This window comes from Rhodoplanes roseus, assembly GCF_003258865.1.
GTDB classification, from domain to species: Bacteria; Pseudomonadota; Alphaproteobacteria; order Rhizobiales; family Xanthobacteraceae; genus Rhodoplanes; species Rhodoplanes roseus.
This window is the reverse complement of record NZ_NPEX01000198.1, coordinates 6,064-11,125: the sequence shown is the minus strand read 5'-3', so window position 1 is coordinate 11,125 and position 5,062 is coordinate 6,064. Positions and strand designations below refer to the sequence as shown.

The 5,062-nt window shown below is 72.4% G+C and carries 5 protein-coding genes; 3 read left to right on the top strand and 2 right to left on the bottom strand.

Annotated features, from left to right (window positions below):
* The coding region (locus tag CH341_RS22320) for a glycosyltransferase family 4 protein (RefSeq protein WP_146604577.1) at positions 1-572 on the top strand (572 nt) is incomplete at its 5' end.
* Entirely contained in the window at positions 569-1,384 is an 816-nt protein-coding gene (locus CH341_RS22315; RefSeq protein WP_170149761.1) for a class I SAM-dependent methyltransferase, read from the top strand. The genes CH341_RS22320 and CH341_RS22315, both read left to right, overlap by 4 nt.
* Here the strand turns inward: CH341_RS22315 and CH341_RS22310 are convergent.
* Positions 1,345-2,151, bottom strand: coding sequence for a RibD family protein (locus CH341_RS22310; protein ID WP_245431189.1), 807 nt, complete (start codon positions 2,149-2,151; stop codon positions 1,345-1,347). The genes CH341_RS22315 and CH341_RS22310 overlap by 40 nt on opposite strands.
* A gap of 306 nt (positions 2,152-2,457) precedes the next feature.
* On the opposite strand from CH341_RS22310, the gene CH341_RS22305 reads away from it, so the two are divergent.
* Positions 2,458-3,015, top strand: a complete 558-nt coding sequence (locus CH341_RS22305) for a cytochrome b (RefSeq protein WP_111421176.1) — start codon at positions 2,458-2,460, stop codon at positions 3,013-3,015.
* A 39-nt stretch (positions 3,016-3,054) separates the two neighbouring features.
* Here the strand turns inward: CH341_RS22305 and CH341_RS22300 are convergent, their stop codons facing one another.
* Positions 3,055-4,860, bottom strand: coding sequence for a glucan ABC transporter ATP-binding protein/ permease (locus CH341_RS22300; protein WP_111421175.1), 1,806 nt, complete (start codon positions 4,858-4,860; stop codon positions 3,055-3,057).
* Between the last annotated feature and the right edge of the window lie 202 nt (positions 4,861-5,062).

Here is a 5,062-nt window from a genome sequence, read left to right as displayed (position 1 = left end):
CCGGCGGCCCGGTGGCGCTGCTCGCCGTCGGCGCCCTGGTGCCGCGCAAGGGCTACGACGTGCTGATCGAGGCGCTGTCACGCGTCGCGGATCTGGACTGGCGGCTCACCATCGTCGGACCGCCGGACCGCGATCCGGCCTGCGCCGCCGCGATCGCCGCGCAGGTCGCGGCGCGCGGGCTGTCCGGCCGCGTCACGCTCGCCGGCACGGTGTCGGCAGAACAGCTCGCGGCGCTCTACGGCGCGGCCGACGCCTTCGTGCTGGCGTCGCGCTTCGAGGGCTACGGCATGGCGTTCTCGGAGGCCGCGAGCTACGCTCTGCCGGTGGTCGGAACCACCGGCGGGGCGATCCCGGACACGGTGCCGGCCGGAGCCGGGCTGCTGGTCGCGCCGGACGACGTCGCCGCGCTGGCGGCGGCGCTGCGCCGAGTGATCGGCGACCCGGTCCTGCGGCAAAAGCTCGGCGCCGCGGCGCGGGCCGCCGCCGAGAGGCTGCCGACCTGGGCAGAGGCCGCGGAGACGATCGCCGGGGCCATCGACAGGACGACCGAGAGGATCGAGACCGCATCGTGAGTGCCTTCAGCGCAGACTGGCTCGAGCGCCGCGAGCCGCACGACCGGCGGGCCCGCAATCCCGAGGTGCTGGACGCCGTCCGGGAGCGGTTCGCCGGCGAGGCGTCGCTGTCGGTCGTCGACCTCGCCTGCGGCACCGGCGCCACCCTGCGGGCGCTGGGCGAGACGCTGCCGCGGCATCAGCACTGGATGCTGGTCGACAACGATCTCGGCCTCCTGGCCCGCGCCAAGACGGCGGCCGAGGCGGCGGCCGTGACCGGCACGCGCGCCACCGTGGCGGCGGTCGACCTCGCCCGCGACCTCGAGGCGGCGCTCGACGGCCCGGTGAATCTCGTCGTCACCTCGGCCTTCCTGGATCTCGTCTCGGAGGAGTGGCTGGAGCGGCTGGTGACCGAGATCGCCGCCCGGCACCTGCATCTCTACGCGGCCTTGTCCTATGACGGGCGGGTCGCCTTCGAGCCGGCCGACGACGCCGACGTCACCATCGTCTCGGCCTTCAACCGCCATCAGACCACCGACAAGGGGTTCGGCCCGGCGCTGGGGCCCACGGCGGCGGCGCGCGCCGTGCAGATGTTCGAGCGGCTCGGCTACGAGGTGACGGTCGGTCCCTCGGACTGGCGGGTCGAGGCGGGCGACCCGCTGCAGAAGGATCTGGTCGCCTCGCTGGCGGGCGCCGCGCGCGAGCTGGTCGGCGTGCCGCAGACCACCATCGACGGCTGGGCGACCCGGCGCAGCATCATGATCGCGGCGAGCCGGTCCACGCTGCAGGTCGGTCACCTCGACTTCTTCGCCTGCCCGACCACCCGGCGCTGAGCCGACAGGTCGCAGTCGAACAGCACCTCGTCGCCGAGCGGCACGGTCCTCACGCGCGGGCGCAGCGCGTCCTCGGCGTCGGCGATGGCCGGGAGCGTGCAGCTCGGACGGCCCGAGCCGAGGATGATCGGCGCGATCACCACGTGCAGCCGGTCGAGGCAGCCGGCGGCCAGAAATCCCGACAGCGTGTCGGCGCCGCCCTCGATCAGGATGCGGCGGAAGCCGACGGCGGCGAGGCCGGCCAGGATGGCGGCGGGATCGAGCCGCCCGCCGTCGGGGTCCGGCAGCGCGACGCGCTCGACGCCTGGGGGCAGCGCTGCGCCGGCGCCCCGCGTCGTCACCACGACCCGGCGGGCGCCGTCGTCGGCGAGCAGGCGGGCATCGGCGGCGAGCTTGCCGCGCGGGTCGATCACCACCCGGGCCGGGTTGGGGCCGGCGACGTGCCGCACCGTGAGCTGGGGATCGTCGCACATCGCCGTGCCGATGCCGATCACCACGGCGTCGACCACGGCGCGCAGCCGGTGCAGATGGGCGATCCCCTCGGCGCCGTTGATGTATTCGAGCCGGCCACCGATCGTGGCGATGCGGCCGTCGAGCGACTGCCCGACCTGGCCGACGACCACGAGATCGTCGATCGTGCCCTCGCGAAACGGCCCGAACAGCGGCTCCCAGCAGGGCGGCAACGCCGCCCCGGTCCGCAACGCCTGCGGCACGGCCGACCAATCGTCGACCGGACTCTCACCCAGGAAGAAGGACGACGGGTCCACTTGCGGTTCCGGCCTCGGTACGACGGTGTACGACGACGATACGGCGGGGCTAATCCAATACGGCGCGACGGCGCGCCGGATCACCCGCCCGGACGAGAACGCGGCAGCAGCCGGAAGGCTCCACCTTCGGCGCGACACAAGGGAGGCTTGCAACCCGCCGGACTTTATCCTGTCATGCCGTGGCGGCTCAATGACCGTCGCACGACCGGCCGGTCTCGGATGCGTGGTAAGGCGCCGCAGCACCGCCCGGCCCGCTCGGACCGCGGCTGTTTTCGCCGCATCGGACGGAAACGAAGGAACGCTCGGATGACCGCCGTCGCCACCTCACCCGATCGGACGAGCGCGGGCTACACCGCGACCGCCCGCGCCTTCCACTGGATCACGGCGGCGATCGTGATCGGCATGATTCCAGGCGGCATCTACATGGCGAATGCGGAGCCGGGCCCGGCCCAGGATCTCGCCTTCAACCTGCATCGCTCCTTCGGCGTCGTGCTGCTGCCGCTGGTGCTGGCGCGCTTTCTCTACCGGCTCAAGAACCCGCCGCCGCCGCTGCCGCGCGACATCCCGCTGCGCCAGCGCGCCATCGCCCATGCGGTGCACGGCATCCTCTACGCCCTGCTGATCGTCCAGCCGCTGGTCGGCTGGATCGCGACCTCGGCCTACCGGGCGCCCATCACGGTGTTCTGGCTGTTCGAGCTGCCGCCGATCTGGCCGCAGGACCGCCCCTTCTCGGAGGCGCTGTTCGGGCTGCACCAGACCTTCGGCATCCTGATCGCGCTGCTGGCCATCGCCCACATCGCGGCCGCGCTCTACCATCAGTTCGTCCGGCGCGACGACGTGCTGCTGCGCATGTGGCGGGGCTGACGGCCGGCTGCGCCATCCGGGTCCGGGGCGGCCGTCCCCTCACCCCGGATGGCCGGCCGCCGCGGCGGCCGCATCGGCCTCCGCCGCCGTGCCCGGGGGAGCCGCGATGAACTGGTCGCGGGCCAGCTCGGCGAAGCGGCCGCCTTTCGTCATCAGCTCGTCGAACGAGCCCTGCTCGACCACACGGCCGTGCTCGAACATCAGGATGCGGTCGGCGCGCCGCACCGTGGCGAGGCGGTGGGCGATCACGAAGGTGGTGCGCCCCTTCATCACCTCGTCGAGCGCCGCCATCAGCCTGGTCTCGGTCTTGGCGTCGAGCGCCGAGGTCGGCTCGTCGAGGATCAGGATCGGCGGCTCCTTGAGGAGCGCCCGGGCGATCGACAGGCGCTGGCGCTCGCCGCCCGACAGGCTGCGGCCGCGCTCGCCGACGCGGGCGTCGAAGCCGTCCGGCGTGCGGGCGATGAAATCCATCGCCTGGGCCCGCTCGGCGGCGAGCCGCACCTCCTCGTCGGTGGCGTCCGGCTTGCCGATGCGCAGGTTCTCGGCGATCGAGCGGTTGAACATCAGGCCTTCCTGGAAGACCACGCCGATGTTCCGCCGCAGCGCCGACAGCTTCATGGCGCGGATGTCGATCCCGTCGATGCGGATGGCGCCGGACTGCGGATCGAAGGCGCGGTGCAGCAGCGCCAGCGCCGTGGTCTTGCCGGCCCCGGTGGTGCCGACGAACGCGATTGTCTCGCCCGGCCGCGCCGTGACGGTGAGGTTCTCGACCGCCGGCCGCTTGCCGTCGTAGGAGAACGACACCGCGTCGAACTCCACGGTGCCGACCAGCCGGCCGGGGTCGACGGCGTCGGGGCGGTCGGCGATCGCCGGCACGGCGTCGAACACCTCGAAGAACTCGGACAGCCGCGGCGCCTCGGCGAACACCCGGTTGACGAACCACACGGCGTCCTGCAGCCGCGCGATCAGCATCGTCGCGAAGCCCATGAAGGTGACGATCTCGCCGACCGAGGCGAGGCCGCGGATGTGCAGCCAGGTGCCGAGCAGCACGATCGACAGCATCGTCAGCGTCGTCGAGGCGCGCGTCAGCACCGCCACGGCGGCCCACCAGGACAGCACCGGGATCTGCGCGGCGAGCAGCCGGTCGACGACGGTCTTCAGCCCCGTCACCTCGGCCTCGACGCGGGCGAAGGAGTGCACCAGCGCGACATTGCCGAGCGTGTCGGAGGCGCGCTCGGCGAGCTCGGAATAGTTGCTCTCGACCAGGCGCTGCAGCGTCTCCGTCTTGCGCATGACGAAGGCGGTGAGCACGGCGAAGACGACGCACAGCACGAGCAGCAGCAAAGCGAGGCGCCAGTTGAGCACCAGCGCCAGCGGCAGCAGCACGAAGAACGACACGAACGCCGCGAGGTTGTCGCGGAAGAAGGCGAGCCACAGGCCCCACAGCGCGTCGGTACCCTGCAGCATCACCTTCATCAGCCGGCCCGAATGGGTGGCCCCGTGATAGGCGAGCGGCAGCTCCAGCACGTGCTCGAAATAGTCGGTCAGCACGGCCTGGCGCTGCTGGTGGGCGAGCCGGTCGGCATAGAGGGCGGTGAGGGTGCCGCAGCCGATGTTGAACAAGCCGAAGGCGGCCCAGGCGGCGAGCAGCACGCCGAGCGTCACCCACGGGAACGCTGCGCCGACCGCCGTGCCGGAGAGCGTGTCGACCACCCGCCCGAACAGCACCGGCTCGGCGAACTGCGCCGCGGCGAGCGCCAGGTTGGCGACCACCAGGGTCCAGGCCAAAACCTTGACGCGCGCCAGCAGCGCCAGGGCGCGCGCATAGAGGCGGAAGACGTTCATGGCGACCTGCCGGAATCGGGACCAGTGCCGCGTTATAGCAGGTTCGTCGAACAATCCTCCGCTCGTCCGGCGAAGGCGGGACCCAGGGACGACACGGCAAGACGCCTGACGCCCGCCTGGATGCCCGCCTGCGCGGGCATGAGCGGAGGATGAGGCAGCAGCCGCTTGTGACCTTTCGAAGCCGCGGGCGACTCCGACCCTC

Bases quoted from the DNA above. Each gene is read 5' to 3' on its own strand.
- CH341_RS22305 (WP_111421176.1), top strand. From the start codon at position 2,458: ATGACCGCCGTCGCCACCTCACCCGATCGGACGAGCGCGGGCTACACC.
- CH341_RS22300 (WP_111421175.1), bottom strand. From the start codon at position 4,860: ATGAACGTCTTCCGCCTCTATGCGCGCGCCCTGGCGCTGCTGGCGCGC.